Origin of the sequence: Vibrio toranzoniae, from assembly GCF_024347655.1 — a bacterium.
GTDB classification, from domain to species: Bacteria; Pseudomonadota; Gammaproteobacteria; order Enterobacterales; family Vibrionaceae; genus Vibrio; species Vibrio toranzoniae.
In genome coordinates, this window is the sequence record NZ_AP025514.1 from 1,124,926 (window position 1) to 1,147,170 (window position 22,245).

Annotated in this window: 19 protein-coding genes; 13 read left to right on the plus strand and 6 right to left on the minus strand. The window is 44.5% G+C overall.

Annotation, left to right across the window (positions count from 1 at the left end):
- Positions 1-242: 242 nt before the first annotated feature.
- The gene (fdhF, locus tag OCU50_RS05000; protein ID WP_060467411.1) at positions 243-4,484 is read left to right on the plus strand and encodes a formate dehydrogenase subunit alpha; all 4,242 of its coding nucleotides are present in this window, start codon (positions 243-245) and stop codon (positions 4,482-4,484) included.
- Positions 4,485-4,618: 134 nt separating this feature from the next.
- Here fdhF and OCU50_RS05005 read toward each other — a convergent pair whose 3' ends face one another.
- The 6 genes from OCU50_RS05005 to OCU50_RS05030 all read right to left on the minus strand — a co-directional run bounded on the left by OCU50_RS05005 (position 4,619) and on the right by OCU50_RS05030 (position 10,977).
- Entirely contained in the window at positions 4,619-5,599 is a 981-nt protein-coding gene (locus tag OCU50_RS05005; protein ID WP_060467412.1) for an alpha-L-glutamate ligase-like protein, read from the minus strand.
- Positions 5,600-5,602: 3 nt separating this feature from the next.
- Positions 5,603-7,108, minus strand: a complete 1,506-nt coding sequence (locus OCU50_RS05010; protein ID WP_060467413.1) for an inactive transglutaminase family protein — start codon at positions 7,106-7,108, stop codon at positions 5,603-5,605.
- A 17-nt stretch (positions 7,109-7,125) separates the two neighbouring features.
- Positions 7,126-7,866, minus strand: a complete 741-nt coding sequence (locus tag OCU50_RS05015) for an ATP-dependent zinc protease family protein (RefSeq protein ID WP_060467414.1) — start codon at positions 7,864-7,866, stop codon at positions 7,126-7,128.
- Between the two features lie 273 nt (positions 7,867-8,139).
- Positions 8,140-9,111: a tRNA 5-methoxyuridine(34)/uridine 5-oxyacetic acid(34) synthase CmoB gene (gene cmoB, locus OCU50_RS05020; RefSeq protein ID WP_060467415.1), complete on the minus strand. Its 972-nt coding sequence runs from the start codon at positions 9,109-9,111 to the stop codon at positions 8,140-8,142.
- Positions 9,112-9,224: 113 nt separating this feature from the next.
- Positions 9,225-9,953, minus strand: a complete 729-nt coding sequence (gene cmoA / locus OCU50_RS05025) for a carboxy-S-adenosyl-L-methionine synthase CmoA (protein ID WP_060467416.1) — start codon at positions 9,951-9,953, stop codon at positions 9,225-9,227.
- A gap of 139 nt (positions 9,954-10,092) precedes the next feature.
- A complete protein-coding gene (locus tag OCU50_RS05030; protein ID WP_060467417.1) occupies positions 10,093-10,977 on the minus strand; it encodes a DUF72 domain-containing protein in 885 nt (294 codons plus the stop codon).
- Between the two features lie 329 nt (positions 10,978-11,306).
- Here OCU50_RS05030 and aspS point away from each other — a divergent pair, with 329 nt between their 5' ends.
- The 12 genes from aspS to tolA all read left to right on the plus strand — a co-directional run bounded on the left by aspS (position 11,307) and on the right by tolA (position 22,239).
- Positions 11,307-13,079: an aspartate--tRNA ligase gene (gene aspS / locus OCU50_RS05035; RefSeq protein WP_060467418.1), complete on the plus strand. Its 1,773-nt coding sequence runs from the start codon at positions 11,307-11,309 to the stop codon at positions 13,077-13,079.
- Positions 13,080-13,247: 168 nt separating this feature from the next.
- The gene (gene ruvC, locus OCU50_RS05040; RefSeq protein WP_017055060.1) at positions 13,248-13,769 is read left to right on the plus strand and encodes a crossover junction endodeoxyribonuclease RuvC; all 522 of its coding nucleotides are present in this window, start codon (positions 13,248-13,250) and stop codon (positions 13,767-13,769) included.
- 155 nt (positions 13,770-13,924) lie between these two features.
- Positions 13,925-14,536: a Holliday junction branch migration protein RuvA gene (gene ruvA / locus OCU50_RS05045; protein WP_060467419.1), complete on the plus strand. Its 612-nt coding sequence runs from the start codon at positions 13,925-13,927 to the stop codon at positions 14,534-14,536.
- Between the two features lie 151 nt (positions 14,537-14,687).
- Complete coding sequence (gene ruvB, locus OCU50_RS05050; RefSeq protein WP_017055062.1) at positions 14,688-15,704, plus strand: Holliday junction branch migration DNA helicase RuvB; 1,017 nt, start codon at positions 14,688-14,690, stop codon at positions 15,702-15,704.
- Positions 15,705-16,257: 553 nt separating this feature from the next.
- Positions 16,258-17,844: a cytochrome ubiquinol oxidase subunit I gene (cydA, locus tag OCU50_RS05055; protein WP_017055063.1), complete on the plus strand. Its 1,587-nt coding sequence runs from the start codon at positions 16,258-16,260 to the stop codon at positions 17,842-17,844.
- A gap of 13 nt (positions 17,845-17,857) precedes the next feature.
- A complete protein-coding gene (gene cydB / locus OCU50_RS05060; protein ID WP_060467420.1) occupies positions 17,858-18,994 on the plus strand; it encodes a cytochrome d ubiquinol oxidase subunit II in 1,137 nt (378 codons plus the stop codon).
- 31 nt (positions 18,995-19,025) lie between these two features.
- Positions 19,026-19,133 (plus strand): cytochrome bd-I oxidase subunit CydX, encoded by a 108-nt coding sequence (gene cydX, locus OCU50_RS05065; protein WP_000270284.1) that lies wholly within the window; start codon positions 19,026-19,028, stop codon positions 19,131-19,133.
- On the plus strand, positions 19,126-19,428 hold the full coding sequence (gene ybgE, locus OCU50_RS05070) for a cyd operon protein YbgE (RefSeq protein ID WP_060467421.1): 303 nt from the start codon (positions 19,126-19,128) through the stop codon (positions 19,426-19,428). The genes cydX and ybgE overlap by 8 nt, the downstream gene beginning before the upstream one ends.
- A gap of 190 nt (positions 19,429-19,618) precedes the next feature.
- The gene (gene ybgC, locus OCU50_RS05075) at positions 19,619-20,038 is read left to right on the plus strand and encodes a tol-pal system-associated acyl-CoA thioesterase (protein WP_060467422.1); all 420 of its coding nucleotides are present in this window, start codon (positions 19,619-19,621) and stop codon (positions 20,036-20,038) included.
- Positions 20,028-20,711, plus strand: a complete 684-nt coding sequence (gene tolQ, locus OCU50_RS05080; RefSeq protein ID WP_017055067.1) for a protein TolQ — start codon at positions 20,028-20,030, stop codon at positions 20,709-20,711. Before ybgC ends, tolQ begins: the two co-directional genes overlap by 11 nt.
- A 3-nt stretch (positions 20,712-20,714) precedes the next feature.
- Positions 20,715-21,158, plus strand: coding sequence for a protein TolR (tolR, locus tag OCU50_RS05085; RefSeq protein WP_017055068.1), 444 nt, complete (start codon positions 20,715-20,717; stop codon positions 21,156-21,158).
- 13 nt (positions 21,159-21,171) lie between these two features.
- On the plus strand, positions 21,172-22,239 hold the full coding sequence (gene tolA / locus OCU50_RS05090) for a cell envelope integrity protein TolA (RefSeq protein ID WP_060467423.1): 1,068 nt from the start codon (positions 21,172-21,174) through the stop codon (positions 22,237-22,239).
- Positions 22,240-22,245 lie beyond the last annotated feature (6 nt).

The following is a 22,245-nucleotide window of genomic DNA, read 5'->3' on the forward strand; positions in this document are numbered from 1 at the left end:
TTTTTGTACCTCACATTTAATTTTTTCAACTGAATGCCTCCAGCTCAATCTTCTCATCGATACTGATAAGACCACTCATACCTTATGGTTATTATCAATGGAACTTGTTTGAGGTCACACGTACAAGTCCACAGATAATGTATGGTAATGCCATGAGTCTAATAATGTTAACGATATTGTATTGCTTATATTTTTAATTGTTGATAACTCGCGTGTGCGAAAGGCAAAGGTAGGACTAAGGTATGATTCAAATTGTCATTGATGGAAAATTTCGAATCGTTGAGCAAGGGCAAACCGTTCTTGAGGCAGCAAAAACATGTGGTTTAGAGATTCCATCGTTATGTGGTTTGAACAACACAACGGACAAAGTGCCGTGTGATTTGTGTGTGGTTGAAGTGGATGGGATGGGCGTGACACGTTCTTGTGAGCTTGAGGTAGCCAATGGCTTGAACATCACCACTCAATCTAAACAGCTAACGACGCATCGACAAGATGCGCTGAACCGTATCATGGCAGACCACTACGCTGACTGTGAGGCACCATGCCAAACCGCTTGCCCTGCGGGTGTCGATATCCAATCTTACCTCCATCATATTGCGCAAAATGATCACATCAAAGCGATCGAAGTGATCAAAAAGACATTGCCAATGCCGCTCTCAATTGGTCGTGTGTGTCCTGCTTTTTGTGAAACCGAATGTCGTCGTAACTTGGTCGATGAATCCATCGCGATTCGTCAGCTAAAACGTCATGCAGCCGATGCCGATCTGGCCGCTCAAGAGAGCTACATGCCAGCGAAGAAACCCAATCAAGGTAAGAGCATAGCGATTGTTGGTAGTGGCCCTGGTGGCTTAACAGCAGGTTATTACCTATCTAATGAAGGTTATGACATCAGTGTTTACGAATCGATGCCTAAAGCTGGTGGTTGGTTGCGTTATGGTATTCCTGAGTATCGTCTGCCGAAGTCGATTCTAGATAAAGAAATCGAGCTCATGTGTCGTAACGGAATGGCAGTAGCGTGCGATAAGAAGCTTGGTGTTGATTTCACCTTGTCAGATCTTAGCCGTGATTTTGATGCGGTTTGCTTAGCAGTGGGTGCGTCACAAGCCGTTGAGATGAATTATCCCGGTAGTGACCTTGGTGGCTGCTATTTGGGTGTCGATTACCTGAAAGATTATGTGACTGACAAAAACTTCATTACGGGTAAGAAAGTCGCGGTAATCGGCGGTGGTAATACCGCGATTGACTGCGCTCGAACAGCCGTCCGTGATGGTGCTGATACCACGTTGATCTATCGTCGTACACGAGATGAAATGCCAGCAGAAGATTACGAAATTGAAGAAGCTGAACACGAAGGGGTGAAGTTTCACTTCTTGACTAACCCGGCTGAGAATATTGCTGGTGAAAATGGCCATGTATCTGAAATCAGATTAGAGCGTATGGCGCTTGGCCCTGCGGATGCATCGGGTCGACGAAGCCCGAAACCAACGGGTGAGTTTTTTGTTGAGGCTTTCGATACGGTTATTGCTGCAGTGTCGCAAAAGCCTGATCTTAGCTTCATGGACAATGAGTCACTAGAAATCCCGTTAACACGTTGGAATACTGCGGACGCGGATCCACAAACCATGCATACCGGTACCGGTAATATATTTAGTATCGGTGATTTCCGACGAGGTCCTGCAACCGCGGTTGAAGCGGTCGGAGACGGACGTATTGCTGCAAAAGCAATCGACCGATTCTTCAACGGTGATATGGAAAATATTCCGGCTAAACCGTTTAACTCAAGAAAACACAAGCAACTCAAAGCCATTGATCCCGAGCAGTACAAGTCGATACAAAGCATGGCGCGTAAAATCATGCCAGAGCTCACCCCAGAGCAGCGCGAGCAAAGTTTTGAGGAAGTAGAAACAGGCTTTGATAATGCCGATGCAATTGCGGAAGCAGCAAGGTGTTTAGAATGCGGCTGCCAAGCTAATACAAACTGCGACCTAAGAGACTATTCGACCGAATACAAAGCTACTCAAACGCATCCAAAATACAAAATCGATGTGGCTTCTAACGACAGCTGGCAAGCGATTCGCGCTGAAGAAGCGAAGGTTGGTTTAACAAGGCAGAAGTTTGCTGTCGATGATAGCTCTGAATTCATTATCTTTGATGCCAATCGTTGCATCAGTTGCGGCCAGTGTATCCAAGCGTGTCGTGAGCAGAACGTTCATGGTGTTCTAAGCCTCATGAACCAATCAGACGGCAAGCCAGCTTCAAGGCCTGAGTGTCGCCCTAATTTTGGTGCGGATAAGACCTTAATGGGCGATTCTAACTGTGTTCAATGTGGATCTTGTATTCAGGCGTGTCCAACTGGTGCGATGGTGGATGCTCGTGATAGAAAACAAGGCGATACCGACATCCTTAAAAAGGTCGACACTATCTGCACCTACTGTGGTGTGGGCTGTAAGCTGACCATGCATGTTGACGAAGCGAAGAACAAAATCCGTTATATCGAGGGCGGTGATTCTCCGGTTAACGAAGGTATGTTATGTGTTAAGGGACGTTTCGGTTTCGACTTTGTCGGCAGTGATGCCCGCCTTACAACACCGTTAATTCGTAAAGATGGCTGGTTACAACCTGCGAGCTGGGAAGAAGCCATTACGCTGATTGCCGAGAAACTCACGGCTATCAAACAAGGTTTTGGTAGTAACGCTTTAGCGGGGTTCTCATCGGCGAAAACCACCAATGAAGATAACTATGCGTTCCAAAAATTCATACGTCGTGAACTAGGCACCAACAACGTCGACCATTGTGCTCGCCTTTGTCATGCTTCGACTGTTACTGGTTTAGAGGCTTCGCTGGGCAGCGGGGCAATGACCAATGATATCCCAAGTATCAAACACTCAGATGTTATCTTTATCATTGGTTCAGACACTACATCCGCGCACCCAATTATCGGCTCACACATCAAACAGGCAGTGAGGCATAACGGTGCTCGTTTGATCGTCGCCGATCCTAAAATAATCGATATTGCCGATCATGCTGAACTTTACTTAGCACACCGACCGGGTACCGATGTGATGCTGATTAATGGTGTGATGCAGCAGATCATCAAACACGGTTGGTATGATCAAGAGTACATTGAAGATCGTGTGGATGGCTTTGATACCTTGCTCCAAGAGGTCATGTCACCAAGCTACTCTCTCGATAAAGTGGAATTGGTGACTGGCGTTAAAGCAGAAGACATCTTCGCGATGGCGCGCTTGATCGGTACGGCAAAACGCACGGCGGTGTATTACTCCATGGGTATCACGCAACACACCACTGGCCACGACAATGTTCGCTCGATTGCTAACCTGCAGCTCTTGTGTGGCAACATCGGTATTGAAGGTGGTGGTATCAACCCACTGCGTGGCCAATCCAATGTTCAAGGTGCGTGCGACATGGGCGCATTGCCAAACAACCTGCCAGGCTATCAGAAAGTGTATAACCCAATGGTCCGCCAAAAGTTCGCGATGGAGTGGGGCGTTGCTGATTTGCCTGCTGAAACGGGGTTAACGTTGACCGAGATTATTGATGGTGCGTGTAATCGAGATGTACGTGGTTTATACGTGATGGGTGAAAATCCAGTGCTCAGTGATCCAAACCAAGCGCACGTGATTGAAGGGCTTGCAGCGTTAGATTTCCTAGTGGTTCAAGACATCTTCTTAACCGAAACGGCGCAGTATGCCGATGTGGTGCTACCGTCTTGCTCGTTCGCTGAAAAGTCAGGTCACTTTACCAATACTGAGCGACGCGTTCAGCGTATTAACCCAGCGGTATTACCTCCAGGTGACGCGAAAGAGGATTGGGTGATTATCCAATTGCTGGCTAATGCGATGGGTGGTGATTGGAGCTACGATTCAGTTGCGGATATTACCAATGAGATTGCCCGCGTCACGCCACAATATGGTGGTTTACGTTGGGAGAACATAACGGTTAATGGCGTACAGTGGCCGAGTAATAAGAACAACCCAGACGGCACTCGTATTATGCACCAAACCCAATTCACTCGCGGGCGTGGTCAAATGGAAGCGATTCCGTTTCGATATGCGGCAGAGCTGCCGGATTCAGAATTCCCATTAGTGCTAACAACGGGGCGGGTATTGGAGCAGTTCCATACCGGAACCATGACGCGTAAAACAAAAGGTCTGGATAACTTAGCAGGGCCACGAGCGATGGTCAGTGTGCATGATGCTGAATCGTTAGGGATCTCGAATGGTCAGATGCTCAAAGTATTAACGCGTCGTGGTGAAATTGAAATCGCGGCGTTTGTAACCAAGCGAATGCAGAAAGGCGTGGTGTTTATTCCATTCCATTTCGTGGAGTCTCCTGTGAACCGTTTGACGACAACGGCGACAGATCCGCATGCCAAGATCCCGGAGTTTAAGGTGGCTGCTGTGCGTATTGAGCCAATTCGAGAGCTTGAAATTGAAGCTAGAGGGGATGGCCTTACGAGCTAGCTTAAACATCGGGCACTAAAAAGCCGCTTAACCGAAGTGTTCAACTTTATGGAAACACTTCAATCATGCGGCTTTTTTATTGAACTCGATTAGGTATAGAATCATTTACTCAGTGGGTTAACTCTCGGCTTAGATTAGTTTGGAACAATTTCGTTACCGTGAACACCAAACTGCTTAGCAGCGTATGCCACGCGCTCTGCTGCTTTCGGATATTCGGCGGGTGTGCCTAGGTTTTCAATATGATGCAAGCGAGGAAGCAAACCCGCGCCGTTTGCAATCTGTATTGCTAACCCAGGACGAGCGTTGAGTTCCAGTACCATAGGGCCCTCTTCTTGGTCTAAAACCATGTCAGTACCCATGTAACCAAGACTTGTCATTTCCCAAGCACTTGATGCAAGAGTTAGCAGCTTTTCCCAATGCGGCACTTGAAGTAGCGCCAGTTCTTTACCGGTATCTGGGTGGTGAGTCACAGGGTGGTCAAACTGGACCGCACGAACGGCTTTTCCGGTGGCAATACAAATACCAACCCCCACAGCGCCTTGGTGCAAGTTTGCCTTGCCGTCAGAAGCAGAAGTGGAAAGGCGCATCATAGCCATCACAGGATAGCCTTTGAATACGATGATTCGTACATCTGGCACACCTTCATAACTAAAGCCATCGAAACACTCGTCAAACTTGATGAGGTTTTCAACTACGGCTACATCGTTCTTGCCACCCAGAGAGAAAAGGCCCGCTAGAGCGTTACTGATATGGCGCTCGACATCTTCTTCATTGATGGTTGAACCAGATGGCTTGGTATAAACGCCATCCTTGTGAGATGTCACAACAAGGATGCCTTTACCACCACTACCTTGAGCTGGCTTGATTACGAAACCCGGCCACTCTTTAACCATCTTGTGGATTGTTTTCACTTCAGCTTGGTGACTAATAACGCCAATCAATTTCGGTACAGTTGCACCAGCCTGTTCTGCAATGATCTTAGTCTTAAGCTTGTCATCAACGAGTGGATACTTGGAACGATCATTGTAGCGACCAATATAGCTATGGTTACGCTTGTTCATTCCCATAATGCCTTTGTCTTTCAACCTAAACGGTGAAGTAAACTGATCAAACATAACTTAGTCCTCCGCTAGCGGTTTAAAGCGACGAAGCTCGGTTAGACGGTAGCCAGTATAGTTACCTAGTAGCAAGATGGTCGCTAGAATAACAAGCTGTAGACCAATAAAGTTAAACGTTAAGTGCTGAATGAATGGGTTCGTCATGCCTAAATAAACAAGAATAGCGGTAAACAGAGAACCACCACCTTGTAACACGACTTCTTTCGCGCCTTCTTCTTCCCATAGAATAGACATACGTTCGATAGTCCAAGATAGGATGATCATTGGGAAGAACGTAATGGATAGACCTTCTGTCAGACCGACTTTAAATGCGACCACGGTAAACACGGAGATGATCATGATTACTGTAATGATGACGGCGGATATCCTAGCTACCAGGAGTAAGTTGAGTTTTGATAAGTAACTTCGTATCACCAGACCGGTACCGACAATTAATAGGAAACCGACAATACCCGTTATTAATTGTGTTTGAACAAACGCCACCGCAATCAGAACTGGCATGAACGTACCAGATGTTTTCAAACCGATGATCACGCGTAGGAACACAACAATCAGTGCACCGATAGGAATAAGCATGATGGTTTTGAACATCGCTTGCTCTTCTAGCGGCAGGCTGTGAATCGATAAGTTCAATAATCGATCAGCTGAAACCTTGTTGTTGGTTGCTTCAGTTGGAGATACTTCCTGAGCAATCATAGAGAAATGAACTTTACTGTTCTGACCACCAACAACATCGAGTAGAGAAACGTTGGATTCATCCCAGATAAGTAGGTTTGGTTGAACTTGTCGTTGACTCGACTCTGGAGAGAACAAAATCCACTGGTCATTGTCCCAGATTTGGATCATGTGTTGGATTGATTGTCGACGACGTCCATCTTCCAATTCAATAACACCGACTACTTTGTTGTGAATTTTGGCTGTCGAAAGTAGCTTGTGTGTCGCTTCAACTTTCGTCATATTATTCAGAATTAGCGCAGAGTTTTGGCTGTCTGGATCGTTAAGCGTTTTAATCAACTCACGAGTAAAGGTTAGGTTGTCTGCGGAACGCTTTGTCGCTCTATCAATCAGAGCAAGAGATGCCGCTTCTTCTGGACCGTCGAAGCTTGGTTTCGTTATTTCACCTTCTGGTGGTATATCGTTTACTTTAGCTTGGTTGTCGACTAGAAACTGTGTTTTGTAGTAGATGGTTTGAGGACCATCTGCATAACGAATAGACCACTCTGCGCGGCGACCTGACTCTGTATTCAAGTAGGAGATACCGTAGCCTGGTGATGAAGCTGATTCACCGATAAGTGTGTAATTAGACTGAGTGTGAGGAGCTGCTAATGAAACCTTTGCTTCTTTACCTATTGCATTGAATTCGATACGAGCTTCAATGTCCCATACTTGTCTAGTTTCTCCTGGAGTCCAAGGTACACCGTAGGTTGTATGCCTAAACATACTTAGCGTTATACCTGCCACAATGAGCAGGAAAATAGAGATATAAAATGGAATTCTTGACGTCATAGCTTGCCCTACTATTGTTATTTAGCTTCCGTTTGTACGTACGTTTTGCTTACATCCACTAGCGCGATGTCTTTGATAAATTCGCGCCCTAGTAATACAGGGTGACTCATTTGAGAGCGATCCGCCAATGTAAATTGCGCTTTTTCATGGATTTTTCCAACTTTCACCCATAATTCAATCACCGCTCTTCGCTCTGTCTGATCATTAGTTGATTGTCGGATTTTCACATAACGTATAACAGGTGCTTCGATCCATTTTTGTTCTTTTTCTGCTTCTGCTTGGTCGTCTAGGTGGAATTTAACCCAGTCCTTACCGTTACGTTCGAATTCTTTAATATCGACGGCATTTAAAGAAGAGGTGGTTGCGCCGGTATCAACACGAGCGTCAAAGCTTTGTTTTATCGAGTCGATAAACACCTTTTCGATTCCACCTAGGATGGTAGGTTGTAACGTAGGGGTGACAGGGTCAGCGGCAACGACTTGAGGTTCTTCTTCCTCTTGCTCTTCAATAACCTTGTGTTCAATACGAGTTAGATGAGCATCTAGTTGACTGGAAAGAGTCGTAATTTCATCTTCTAGGCTTTCAATATAGTCGCTTTGGTTACTCATTTGTAGTTCAAGATTCTGAACTTTATTTGCGATGTTTGCCTCTGAGTGGGAAATTGCGTCGAGCGTTTCTTGGTGGTAGGTCGCACCGTTAGTGAGGGTGCAGCCAGAGAGCAAACCCACCGCCACAATTGGCGATAATCGCTTAAACATAAAAAAACCTTTGGGAATTAGAGAATAGTTCATACTATTTAGCAGTTTATCCTACAGGAAAGGATGCGTGAAGCATCCTAATGTTAGAGTCTGGTCATATTGAATCGCAATGTGAGCGCTACGCCAATTATCGCAATCTGAAATAGCTTACTTATTAAACAGACGTCAATTTTGGGGCTCTTTGATCAAAGTGTACTGCGAAAAAATGATGGGTTCACAAGTAAAATAAACCATCATTTTCCCTCAGGAACTATTGCGTTATGGGCAGAGTATCTATGGCTTTGTTGCTACCAAAATCGCACGTCTTGGTGCAGGGTGACCTTCAACCGTTTTACTCGGATCGTTCGGATCTAGGTAATCTGGCAGAGAGTTGTGTGTCATCCATTCTGTTGTGCGTTGTTCACCAATTGTCGTGACATTTTCGTCAACGATACGAACGTCTTCAAAGCCAACCTGTTCAAGCCAACATTTCAGTGCTCGAGCTGAAGGGAAGAAGTAGACGTTTCTCATCTGAGCGTAACGGTCAACAGGAACTAGAACTGCATTTTCATCGCCTTCAATCACTAAGGTTTCAAGCACTAACTCACCGCCAGACACCAATTGGTCTTTCAGTTGAATTAAGTGATCAAGCGGTGAACGGCGGTGGTACAGCACGCCCATGCTAAATACTGTGTCGTAGGCTTCCAATTTTGGGAGTTGCTCTATGCCTAGAGGTAAAAGGTGAGCACGTTGGTCATCGCCCATTAACTTACGGATAGCTTCAAACTGAACCAAGAAAAGGTGAGAAGGGTCGATACCTACGGTTAGACGAGCGCCTTCACCAAGCATGCGCCACATGTGGTAGCCATTGCCACAACCCACATCGAGCACAGAACGGTTTTTAAGTGGTGAGATATGTGGAAGCACGCGATCCCATTTCCAGTCACTGCGCCATTCCGTATCGATATGAATGTCGTGAACCGTGTAAGGGCCTTTTCTCCAAGGGTGGAAAGTCTTCAGTAAGCTTTCTAACTTTTTAAGCTCACCTGTGTGGAACGGTGTAGAGCTGCCAATGGTCACTGAGTTTTTCAGATCAATTTGGTCAGGCACACCTTGTGGAATCTTGTTTAGTGCTCGTAACCAACGGTCGAAGTCACCGTGCTCTGCATTTTGCCAATCGGTCAGTTGCTGTGGCAGGACGTTTAACCACGGCTGAAGGCGAGTATCTTGGGCGATAAGTTGATAAAAATTAGCAAAATTAAACATGGGTAATATAAACCGTTGTGGAATTCATAATGTGTGTGACGCTGAGCATCACAGCACAGGAAATTAGTGGTTAAAGTCCGAATGAATCGTCTCTAACTGATTATGTTTGTGTTTTATTTGATAGCGAACATCGAACCAAAGTTGAAACACTGAAACCAAACTTCGCAACTAGAAAAACCGATTTCTTGAAAACGTTCTTTATGAACCTTGACCGAGTCAGGCCGCATAACATTTTCAATCGCGCTACGTTTTTGGCTGACTTCTAATTCGCTGTAACCGTTAGCACGTTTGAAATCATGATGCAGGTCGATAAGCAGCTCGTTTGAGCTTTCATCTTCGAATACGTATTTTTCTGACAGGATTAAGATCCCGCCCGGGCGCAAACCTGCGTGAATTTTTTCAAGCAAAGCGTATCGGTCGTCTGGAGACAAGAATTGCAGCGTAAAGTTAAGTACCACAACAGAAGCATCTTTGATTTCTACTTCACGAATATCAGCTTCGATGACTTCTACCGGCGTGTCACTGCGGTAAGCGTTAACGTGCAATTTACAGCGCTCAACCATCGCTTCTGAATTATCGATAGCGAATATCGTACAGCCTTCTTGTTGGATGTGGCGGCGCATTGACAGCGTAGCTGCGCCAAGAGAGCAACCGAGATCATAGATATTTGAATGTGGTTTTACGAAGCGCTCAGCCAGCATGCCGATCGCAGAGATAATGTTGCTATAGCCAGGCACCGAGCGTTGAATCATATCCGGAAATACTTCAGCAACCCTTGCATCAAAGGTGAAGTCTCCAATTTTATCAATAGGAGCGGAAAAGATATTGTCTGTGTTGCTCATGGCATTTTCTCTCGACAGTCAGCGTAATTGGTCCGAAATTCGTACCAAATAAAAGGGGGCGTATTTTACGTAAAAAAAAGACTGCTGTCACGAAAACTGAGATTAGTCCTGATGTTTGGCTCTATACCAGAGAGTGGGATTAAAACATTGAGATTTGGTGATTGCCTTTCTGAGCTGGAAACTGAGCGAGTTCGGGCAATAATAATGACGTATTTTCAGATACTTGCTTTTGCAATCGCTGATATATATCAATTGCAAGTTCAGGCGCGTGGTTGTTGTCTGGCGTGTGGATCATCAAATACGGTTGTTTGCCTTCACTAAGCCAGTTTGGAATTTTGTTAAACCATGGCTTAAAAAACTCGATGTTAGGCTCTTGATCAGGGTGGCCAATGAAGCGAATCATCGGGTTGTTGGCGGTTGCAATCGCATGAACGGGTACGCGTGGCTTTTTCTGATGCGCATCGATCACTGCCTCTGTGGTTGGCGGCGCGGAAAATACCGGGCGGCTATCCATAATGATGCGATTGATGCCTTCTTCTACGAGCCATTGATTGAAACGTTTTTCGGCATCACCTTTGTCAAAGAAACCCAAGTGACGGACTTCAACACCAAGCTGCATGTCTTTTGGAAATAACGTACAAAACTTTTGCAGCACTGGGAGCATGCTAGGTTCAAAGCTGTGCGGTAGCTGAATCGTCCATTGACCAATGCGATCATGCAGTGGTGACATGGTCATTAAGAACTCTTTGAGTTCGGCTTGGCAATGCCTGAGTTGTTGCTGGTGGGTGATGAATTTAGGTAGCTTGAAAGTGAACTTGAAGTCGTCGTGACTGGCGGCTTTCCAGTTATGAACGGTAGACATACTTGGCGTAGCGTAAAAGGTCGTGTTGCCTTCAACGGTATGAAAAACTTGGGTGTATTTTTCTAGACGCTCTGCAGGCTTTGTCCCCTTGCCATAGAACTGACTTTGCCACTCAGAATGAGACCACATGGTTAAGCCAAGTCTTAGAGGTAAAGTTTCCATTGTTATTACACCGTTAGTTATCACGCTATTAGTCATCGCGTCATTAGTCATTACAAAAAATTTTAGTTGAAGTGCAAATCTACTGTACGAGACTTTTGCCGATTACGGTACTTTCGAGATATAATTATGCCAAATTTTTTGGTTTTGATGAATCTTTGTGCACTTGGTGGACTAAAAAGCAGCAAAGCCAGATAAAACATAATAAATTCGAATGTGGAAGGTCGATTTTAAGCGAGTTTCCGCGTATAAATGTTCCTTTGCTCTGTTGTGTGGAATGACCACTGACAGCTTGGAAATTAGTAAATTATTAAGAGATTGGGAAATTCATTATGCGTACCCATTACTGTGGTAACCTGAACAAGTCCCTGGCGGGACAAACTGTAGAACTGTGCGGCTGGGTAAACCGTCGCCGTGATTTAGGCGGTCTTATCTTTATTGATATGCGTGATCGTGAAGGCATCGTTCAGGTTGTTGTCGATCCAGATATGAAAGATATCTTCCCGATCGCTAACCAATTGCGTAATGAATTCTGTATCAAATTTACTGGTGAAGTGCGTGTTCGTCCTGACAGCCAAGTAAATAAAGACATGGCTACTGGTGAAGTAGAGCTTTACGCGACTGGTCTAGAAATCATCAACCGTTCAGAGTCGCTTCCACTAGATTTCAACCAAACGAACTCTGAAGAGCAGCGTCTAAAGTACCGTTACATCGATCTTCGTCGTCCAGAGATGAGTGACCGCATTAAGCTTCGTGCTCGTGCTTCTAGCTTCGTTCGTCGTTTCCTTGATGAGAACCTATTCCTAGACATCGAGACTCCAGTACTAACGAAAGCAACGCCAGAAGGCGCTCGCGATTACCTAGTACCAAGCCGTGTTCACAAAGGCAGCTTCTACGCGCTTCCTCAATCTCCTCAGCTGTTCAAGCAACTGCTGATGATGTCTGGTTTTGACCGTTACTACCAAATCGTTAAATGTTTCCGTGATGAAGATTTACGTGCTGACCGTCAGCCTGAATTTACTCAGATCGATATCGAAACATCGTTCATGTCTTCTCAAGAAGTACGTAACATCACTGAGAAGCTAGTTCACGATATGTGGAAAGAGCTTCTAGATGTTGAACTTGGTCAATTCCCAGTAATGCCTTTCTCTGAAGCGATTCGTCGTTTCGGTTCTGATAAGCCAGATCTACGTAACCCACTAGAGTTAGTGGACGTTGCTGACTTAGTTAAAGACGTTGAGTTCAAAGTATTCTCTGGCCCTGCTAACGACGAAAAAGGTCGTGTAGCGGTTATCCGTGTACCAGGTGGTGCTAAGCTAACTCGTAAGCAAATCGACGGTTACGCAGAATACGTAAACATCTACGGCGCGAAAGGTCTAGCATGGATGAAGGTTAACGACCGTGCTGCAGGCATGGAAGGCATTCAATCTCCAGTTGCTAAATTCCTAAGCGAAGACGTCATCAACGGTATTCTAGATCGCACTCAAGCTGAATCTGGCGATATCATTCTGTTCGGCGCAGACAAAGCGGGCATCGTTGCTGAAGCAATGGGCGCACTTCGTCTTAAACTAGGTACTGATCTAGAGCTAACAGACACATCTGCATGGGCTCCACTGTGGGTTGTTGACTTCCCAATGTTCGAAGAAGACGGCGAAGGTAACCTACACGCAATGCACCACCCATTCACATCGCCACTGGGTGTGAACGCGGAAGAGCTAAAAGCGAACCCAGCAGCAGCAAACTCTGATGCATACGACATGGTAATCAACGGCTACGAAGTAGGCGGTGGTTCTGTACGTATTCACAACGCAGAAATGCAAACGGCTGTATTCGGTATCCTAGGTATCGAAGCACAAGAGCAACAAGAGAAGTTCGGCTTCCTACTAGATGCTCTTCAATACGGCACTCCACCACACGCTGGTCTAGCATTCGGTCTTGACCGTCTAGCAATGCTACTTTGTGGTACAGAGAATATCCGTGACGTTATCGCATTCCCGAAAACAACAGCTGCAGCATGTCTGCTAACAGACGCGCCAAGCCTAGCAAACCCAGCATCACTGGAAGAGCTAGCAATCGCAGTGAAACTAGCGAAGAAAGAAGACTAATCAAACGATTAGCCTAACTTTCTAAAGAGCTTATTTTTTAGAACTTAGCTTTTTAGAACTTAGTTTTGCAGTAGAACAATGAAATGCCCGTTAATTTGACGGGCATTTTTTTTTGCGTTCGATATACTAAGCTCATAAAGCATGTATAAATAATCAGTATTTGAAGTTATGTCTATTATCTTAGGGATCGACCCTGGCTCACGCATTACCGGTTACGGTGTTATTCGTCAAAATGGCCGCCACCTCTATTACTTAGGGAGTGGTTGTATTCGCACCTCAGAAAAAGAGTTGCCGGGTCGACTAAAGCAAATTTATGCGGGTGTAAGTGAAATCATCACTCAATTCCAGCCGGATGTGTTTGCGATAGAGCAGGTCTTCATGGCGAAGAATGCGGATTCGGCGCTTAAACTTGGTCAAGCTCGTGGTAGCGCAATAGTAGCGGCTGTAAATGCGGATTTGCCTGTTCATGAATACGCGGCTCGTTTAATTAAGCAAGCGGTGACCGGTAATGGCGGCGCGGACAAGTCTATGGTTCAGAATATGGTAATGAGCATGCTTAAGCTACCTGCCAAGCCACAGGCCGATGCAGCCGATGCTCTGGGCGTAGCAATCACTCACGCTAACACCAATAAAACCTTAGTTGCACTTGCTGGTAAAGCAACTGGAGCAAAAAAAGGGCGTTACCGTTAACCTAGATCTTAGTGCTTTCTTAAAAGCTTGAATAATGCGGCTTCACAAGCCAAGCAAGCGTAAATAAATCACTCTAATAAACATAAAGAACTGGATAAGCATCCAGTTCTTTTATATTCTGTCCCTCAAATTATGTTCCACCAAGAGAGTGAATTGTGATCGGACGTCTACGCGGTATATTAATAGAAAAACAGCCACCAGAGTTATTAATCGAAGTGAGTGGCGTTGGCTATGAAGTTCAAATGCCAATGAGCTGTTTTTATGAATTACCAAACGTGGGTGAAGAGGCAATTATCTACACTCACTTTGTTGTACGTGAAGATGCACAACTGCTTTATGGTTTCAACACTATTAAAGAACGCGCGCTGTTCCGCGAAGTTATCAAAGCGAACGGTGTTGGCCCTAAGCTTGGCCTTGGTATCCTTTCAGGTATGACGGCTAGCCAGTTTATTCAGAGTGTTGAACGCGAAGATATTTCTACGTTGGTAAAATTGCCGGGTGTTGGTAAGAAGACGGCAGAGCGGCTTGTTGTTGAAATGAAAGACCGTTTGAAAGGGTGGGGTGTCGGTGATTTGTTCACACCTGCGACGGATGCTGCACCTATTGATTCTATGCCGACGGTTCATGATGCTGAAGAAGAAGCGGTAAGTGCACTACTTGCATTAGGTTATAAACCAACTCAAGCTTCTAAGGTTGTTTCTCAAGTGGCTAAAGAAGGCATGACGAGTGAACAGTTGATTCGCGAAGCATTGAAGTCGATGGTTTAAATAGATCTTACTTTTTTGCAGGGTTTTATATGCTGCAGGTAAGCCTCCACTATACTGGTGTTCAGCCTTTTCACGTTCAACGTAGTGGACAACAAAACATCGAGTTAGAAATTAGATATAACAGAGTTAGAACTCTCAAATTGGAATCCCTATGATTGAAGCAGATCGCCTCATTGCTCCTGATAATCCGGTCTTTAAAGATGAAGATGTTATTGATCGCGCGATACGACCAAAAGCATTAGCCGATTATCAAGGTCAGGATCACGTTCGTGGCCAGATGGAGATTTTCATCAAAGCGGCACAATTACGTAGCGAGGCGCTCGATCATCTGCTGATATTTGGTCCTCCAGGCTTGGGTAAAACCACATTGGCTAACATTGTTGCCAATGAAATGGATGTGAACATACGGACTACTTCAGGGCCTGTGCTAGAAAAAGCGGGTGACTTAGCGGCATTACTGACAAACCTTGAAGAGAATGATGTGCTGTTCATTGATGAGATTCATCGACTAAGCCCTGTGGTCGAAGAGGTTCTGTATCCAGCAATGGAAGATTACCAACTGGACATTATGATTGGTGAAGGCCCTGCGGCGCGTTCTATCAAGATCGATCTCCCTCCTTTTACTTTGATCGGCGCAACCACTCGTGCTGGTTCGTTGACCTCTCCATTACGTGATCGTTTTGGTATCACTCAACGCCTTGAGTACTATAAAGTTGAAGATCTACAAAATATTGTCCAGAGAAGTGCAGATTGTCTCGGTCTTTCGATGGAATCAGAAGGCGCGTTAGAAGTTGCTCGCCGTGCGCGTGGTACACCTCGTATTGCTAACCGTTTGCTGCGTCGTGTACGCGATTACGCAGAGGTCAAAGGGGATGGTCATATTTGTCCTGAGGTTGCTGATAAAGCGCTTAACATGCTGGATGTCGATGCGAAAGGTTTCGATTACATGGATAGAAAGCTTCTACTTGCAATTATGGAGAAGTTTGGTGGTGGTCCGGTTGGTATCGACAATATGGCAGCCGCAATTGGTGAAGAGAGAGACACCATTGAAGATGTACTAGAACCCTATTTAATTCAACAAGGTTATTTACAAAGAACTCCACGAGGTCGAATTGCTACCGACAGAGCCTATTTGCACTTCGGAATAGATAAACCTTCTAATCGTTAAATTATTCATTTATAAAAATCCCAGTTGCATAAGCGCTGGGATTTTTTTGGTTTTTAGTGAATAACAACTCTTTGAGTTAATCGGTGAAAAGGCTGAGTAGTGGATGTTAAAAGTGGAAACTTTGATTTCAAGTTTGATTTGGTTAACAAAAAATGAAATAAGTTGTCATATATTTTGTTAATACTTTATAGGTAGTTGTAGTTCGTATGTTGAAGTGGTGATGAGCTTTTGTCACAGATATCATGCACTGTTATTAAGACAAGCTAAATTGGTGTGATTTTAATCATAACTGTTCAAAAATAACTCTAATTTGCTAGAATAAATTTGATACAAATCAACGCAGGGTTCTCCCATAAACCTTTTGAAACATACTGATTTTACCAGTAATATTAGCGCCAGCTATATTAGCTCATGCTTAACAATAATCTAACTATAACGGTACGTTTTTGCTACAAATTTCAATTTGTAATAACAATTGCATAAATTGTTTTAACATGGATTTTTGAGGTGAATAATCACAAAAGTGTCATTCAGCCGACACAAAGGAGTTACCATGATTGATGTTGTTGATCTGTCGCGATTGCAGTTTGCATTTACAGCGATGTATCACTTCCTATTTGTTCCACTGACTTTAGGGATGGCGTTTCTACTTGCCATTATGGAGTCAGTTTATGTAATGACTGGCAAGCAAATTTACAAGGACATGACTAAGTTCTGGGGTAAATTGTTTGGTATTAACTTTGCTCTTGGTGTAGCGACAGGCTTAACCATGGAGTTCCAGTTTGGTACTAACTGGTCATACTATTCTCACTATGTTGGCGACATCTTTGGTGCTCCGTTGGCTATTGAAGCGCTTGTTGCATTCTTCCTAGAGTCTACTTTTGTTGGTCTTTTCTTCTTCGGTTGGGACAGATTGTCGAAGCGTCAACACTTAGCGGTAACGTGGCTAGTCGCTCTTGGTTCTAACTTTTCTGCGCTTTGGATATTAGTAGCAAACGGCTGGATGCAAAACCCAGTGGGTGCGGAATTTAACTTTGAAACGATGCGTATGGAAATGGTGAGCTTCGCAGAAGTTGTACTAAACCCAGTAGCACAGGTTAAATTCGTACACACAGTAGCGTCTGGTTACACAACGGGTGCTATGTTCATCCTTGGTATCAGCTCATACTACATTCTTAAAGGTCGTGATCTTGCCTTTGCACGTCGTTCTTTTGCGATTGCAGCATCATTTGGTATGGCCGCGATTTTATCAGTAATCGTACTAGGTGATGAATCTGGTTACGAGCTTGGTGAAGTTCAAAAAGTGAAGCTAGCTGCTGTTGAAGCAGAGTGGCACACGGAAGAAGCGCCAGCCGCATTTACTGTTTTTGGTATTCCAAATCAAGAAACAATGAATACTGACTACGCAATTAAAATTCCTTACGTAATGGGTATCATCGCAACACGTTCTCTTGATAAGGAAGTAACGGGTCTGCGTGACTTACGTGATGACCACGTTGATCGTATCCGCACGGGTATGTATGCGTACGATTTGCTTGAAAAGCTACGTGCAGGCGACAAGTCTGAAGAAAATATGGCGGCTTTCGATGAAGTAAAAGGTGATTTAGGTTACGGCTTGCTTCTTAAGCGCTACACAGACGACGTTGTTGATGCAACAGAAGAGCAAATCCAAATGGCCGCGGATGATTCAATCCCAACGGTTTGGCCTCTATTCTGGTCATTCCGTCTAATGGTTGCTTGTGGCTTCATTATGCTGTTTGTATTCGGTGCTGCATTTGTTCAAACATGCCGTCAGAAGATCGAACAAAAACCATGGATTCTTAGAGCTGCACTATTCTCAATTCCATTGCCTTGGATTGCGATTGAAGCAGGTTGGTTCGTTGCTGAGTTTGGTCGTCAACCGTGGGCGGTTGGTGAAATTCTACCAGTTAACGTTGCTGCATCAGCATTAACTATTGAACAGCTTTGGAGTTCTCTATTCGCAATTCTTGCACTGTACACCGTGTTCTTGATTGCAGAAGTTTACCTAATGCTGAAATTCGCGCGTAAAGGTCCAAGTAGTCTAAAGACAGGCCGTTATCACTTCGAACAAAACGATAACTCTGTTGAAGACAAAGTTAGCCGTTCAGTCGAAGTATAAGTGAGGGAATATTATGTTTGATTACGAAAGCTTACGACTTATTTGGTGGGTACTGATCGGTGTTCTACTGGTTGGTTTCGCCGTAACTGATGGCTTTGATATGGGTGTTGCAGCCCTTTCTCCTGTTATCGGTAAGAGTGACACAGAACGTCGTGTCATGATTAACACTATTGCACCGCACTGGGATGGTAACCAAGTTTGGTTAATCACGGCGGGTGGTGCATTGTTTGCTGCATGGCCTCTGGTTTATGCGACGTCTTTCTCTGGTTTCTACTTTGCAATGTACGCGACGTTAGCCGCGCTTTGGCTACGTCCACTTGCTCTTGATTACCGTTCTAAGATTGAAAATCCAAAATGGCGTAAAGCTTGGGACTACGCACTTTGCTGCAGTGGTACAGTGCCGCCAATCATTTTCGGTGTGGCATTTGGTAACCTACTACAAGGTGTACCATTCGACCTGAATGACTTAATGATGTCTAAGTACCATGGCACATTCTTCGCTTTACTAAACCCGTTTGCATTGCTTTGTGGTGTGTTAGCTCTGATGTTGTTCGTTATGCAAGGTGCAACATGGCTTCAAATGAAGACAACAGAGGAATTACATAACCGTGCTCGTCTTGTCGCTCAGATTTCAGGCCTTGTTGCTATTGTTCTGTTCGTTATTGGTGGTTTCTGGGTTCAGTCTATTGAAGGTTATGTAATCACAAGCACGATTGACACCTTTGCAGATTCGAACCCATTAAACAAAGAGGTATCACTTCAAGTTGGTGCTTGGATGACAAACTTCGAAACGTATCCTGCAATGTGGGCAGCGCCAATTCTTGGTGTCGCAATGCCTCTATTAGCTGTGATTGCATCTCGCTTTGAGCGTGGTGGCTTTGCGTTCTTGTTCTCGAGCCTATCTAACGCTGGTGTTATCCTAACGGCTGGTTTTGCAATGTTCCCATTCGTAATGCCATCAAGTTTGAACCCTAACCATAGTTTGACTATGTGGGATTCAACAGCGAGTGAACTAACACTTGGTTTGATGACAATGGTTGCTGCGGTAATGGTTCCTGTGATTCTTGGCTACACAACTTGGACATACTACAAAATGTTCGGTCGTCTGGATAAGAAACACATCGAAGATAACGACGTTTCAGCTTACTAAGCTAGAAGTGAAATAACTTAGGAGAAATTTTATGTGGTATTTCGCATGGATTTTGGGTGTACTTCTAGCATGTGCATTCGGCATCATTAATGCTCTTTGGCTTGAGCATTCAGAAATGATGGACAAGGACAGTGAGTAATCTCGCAGAACAAATCGCTAAACTGCATCAACCAATGGATAAGACTCTGTTACGAGTTTTATCCCTGATATTGGGTTTCATGCATGTGGGTTTAGTGATGTGGGATCCTGAAGCGTATGCGACAAGTATCGGAGGTTTTAACGCGATCATTGGGCCAATGTTTATCTGGGCTGTGTGCTCAAGCATGGTTTTCGGTATCGGGTTTAAGCCAAGAGCTTGGGTCTGGCAGCTGTTGTTTAGCCCATACGTTTCACTCACCATTTTGCTCTACCTAACGGTGCTACGCTTTATCTGAAAGGTAATAGTTTAGGTTCATATCAAAGCGAACTTTTTATACTTGTTGGGTTTTTAGTCAAAAAGAGGTCATCTTATACAGATGGCCTCTTTTTTCGTCTGTTAAATCAAAAATTCATTGCCATATACTATTAATGAAAATGAGTTAGGTTATAGTAATATCTTTATCGTTTTTAGGTTGTGGTATCAATTTGCAAGGATTATCTAAGCCGTTTAAGTGGCCAGTAACCGTATATTACGAAGACACCGATGCGGGTGGCGTGGTGTACCATTCTAATTATCTCAAGTTTTTTGAACGCGCTCGAACCGAGATGTTGCGCTCGATTGGGGTCTCTCAGCAAGTATTGTTAGAACAAAGCATCGGTTTTGTCGTCCGACATATGGAGATAGATTTTATTCAAGGCGCGCGCCTTGATGATTCTTTACAAGTTATTACTAATATTTACGAATTGAAGCGAGCTACCTTGGTCTTCTGTCAAGAGATCGTAAATCCTGATGGCAAAGCATTGTGTAAAGCACTGGTTAAGGTAGCATGTATAGACAATCAAAAAATGAAACCCAAGGCAATGCCAACATTTATTCTTACGGAGCTAACGAATAGTGACTGCTGAAATCTCAATATTAGGCCTAATTTTAGAAGCTAGCTTTCTAGTTAAAATGGTCATGCTAATCCTAATGGGCATGTCTGTTGTTTCTTGGGCAATGATCATAAAAAGAAGTAAAGTGTTATCGCAAGCTTCTAAACAAACTGAAGTGTTTGAAGATAAATTTTGGTCTGGTGTTGACCTAGCTAAGTTGTATCAGGAAAGCAATAAGCGCAAAGATGAGCTGTCTGGTACTGAAGAGATTTTTTACGAAGGCTTCACCGAGTTTGCTCGCCTTCGCAAATCCAACGCTACTTCTCCTGACTTTATTATGGAAGGCACTGGGCGTGCAATGCGCGTTGCAGTAGCCCGTGAAGTAGACGAGCTAGAAACTAACTTACCTTTCTTAGCGACAGTCGGTTCTATCAGTCCTTATATAGGCCTATTTGGTACGGTTTGGGGCATTATGCACTCATTCATCGCATTGGGTGAAGTGAAACAAGCGACACTCGCAATGGTTGCTCCTGGTATTGCAGAAGCACTTATTGCAACGGCAATGGGTCTGTTCGCCGCAATTCCTGCAGTAATGGCGTACAACCGCTTCAGCAGCCGAGTAGGTAAGCTAGAACACAACTACGCGACTTTCTCTGAAGAGTTTCACAGTATTCTTCACCGTCAAGCGATGGCTGGCAGGGAATAATCGATGGCTGGATACCAACCTAAAAAACGCAAAATGACCGCAGAGATTAACGTTGTACCTTACATTGACGTTATGCTTGTTTTGCTGATCATTTTTATGGTGACTTCACCGTTTGTAACTCAAGGTGTCGACGTTGAGCTGCCTCAGGCTTCAACCGCTAAGTCTGCACAAGATCTTCTGGGTGACGATAACGCGAGTTTTATTATTGTTGAAGTGAACAAAGACGGTGAGCTTGGTTTAAGTGTGAATAACGAAGAAGTACAGCGTGGTTTATCATTGGAAGATATTATCGTCCGAGTGAAAGCTGAGTTGTCTTTGAAGCCAAACTCTCCAGTGGCGGTTGGTGGTGATGCCGCAACGCCTTACGCTGAAGTGGTTTTACTACTTGATGAATTAAGCCGTGCAGGTGTGCCAAAGGTTGGCCTTTTAACGGATATAAGGGAATAGCTCCGTAGCATTCATGAAAGCGACTAATAAGAAATCCAATAATTTTAGATCACCGCTTCTTATTTCACTTGGGCTGCACGTCATTTTATTTGTTGCGCTCATTTGGGGAGCGGACTTCACGATGTCAGAACCTAAGCCAACTGGCCAGATGGTTCAGGCTGTAGTGATTGATCCTCAGTTGGTTCGCCAGCAAGCTCAACAGATTCGTCAACAGCGAGAAGCGGCGAGTAAGAAGGAGCAAGAGCGTTTAGACAAACTCAGACGTGAAAGCGAAAGACTTGAAAAGAATCGAAAAGCTGAAGAAGAAAACATTCGTAAGCTAAAAGAACAGCAAGCTAAAGAAGCAAAAGCAACTCGTGAAGCTGAAAAGCGTCGAGTTGAAAAAGAAAAACAACGTAAAGTCGAAGAAGCGCGTTTACAGCAAGAAAAAAAGAAAGCCGCTAAAGCAGAAGCTGACCGTAAGCTGAAAGAAGCGGCGTTGGTGAAAGCTGAAAATGAGCGTAAAGCCAAAGAAGCAGCAATCGCAAAAGCTGAACAGGAACGCGTGGCAAAAGAAAAAGCCGCGCAAGAGGCTGCTGAAAAAGCTCGTAAAGAAAAAGAAGCCGCTGAACGTGCTGAAAAGCAACGCATAGCCAAAGAGAAAGAGGCAGCAGCGGCAGCAGAGAAAGCCCGTAAGGAGAAGGAAGCGGCAGCAAGAGCTGAAAAAGAGCGTAAACAGCAAGAAGCAGCATTGAATGACATCTTTGAAGGGCTTGAAACAGAGGCGACGCAGAACTCTTCAGCAAGACAACAATTTATTAGTGATGAAGCTCAGCGTTACGGTGCTATTTATACCCAACTGATTCAGCAGAACCTTTTGTTAGAGGACAGCTACAGAGGACGATCGTGCCGAGTTAACCTTAAGCTTATTCCAACGGGCTCAAATGCTATTTTGGGGAGCTTAAGTATCTTGGATGGTGATAGTCGTTTGTGCGCCGCAACCAAGCGTGCGGTGGCACAAGTGCAATCGTACCCATTGCCTAAAGACCCAGACATTGTGAAATCACTGAAAGACATTAACTTAACTGTATCACCAGAGTAGAAGGAC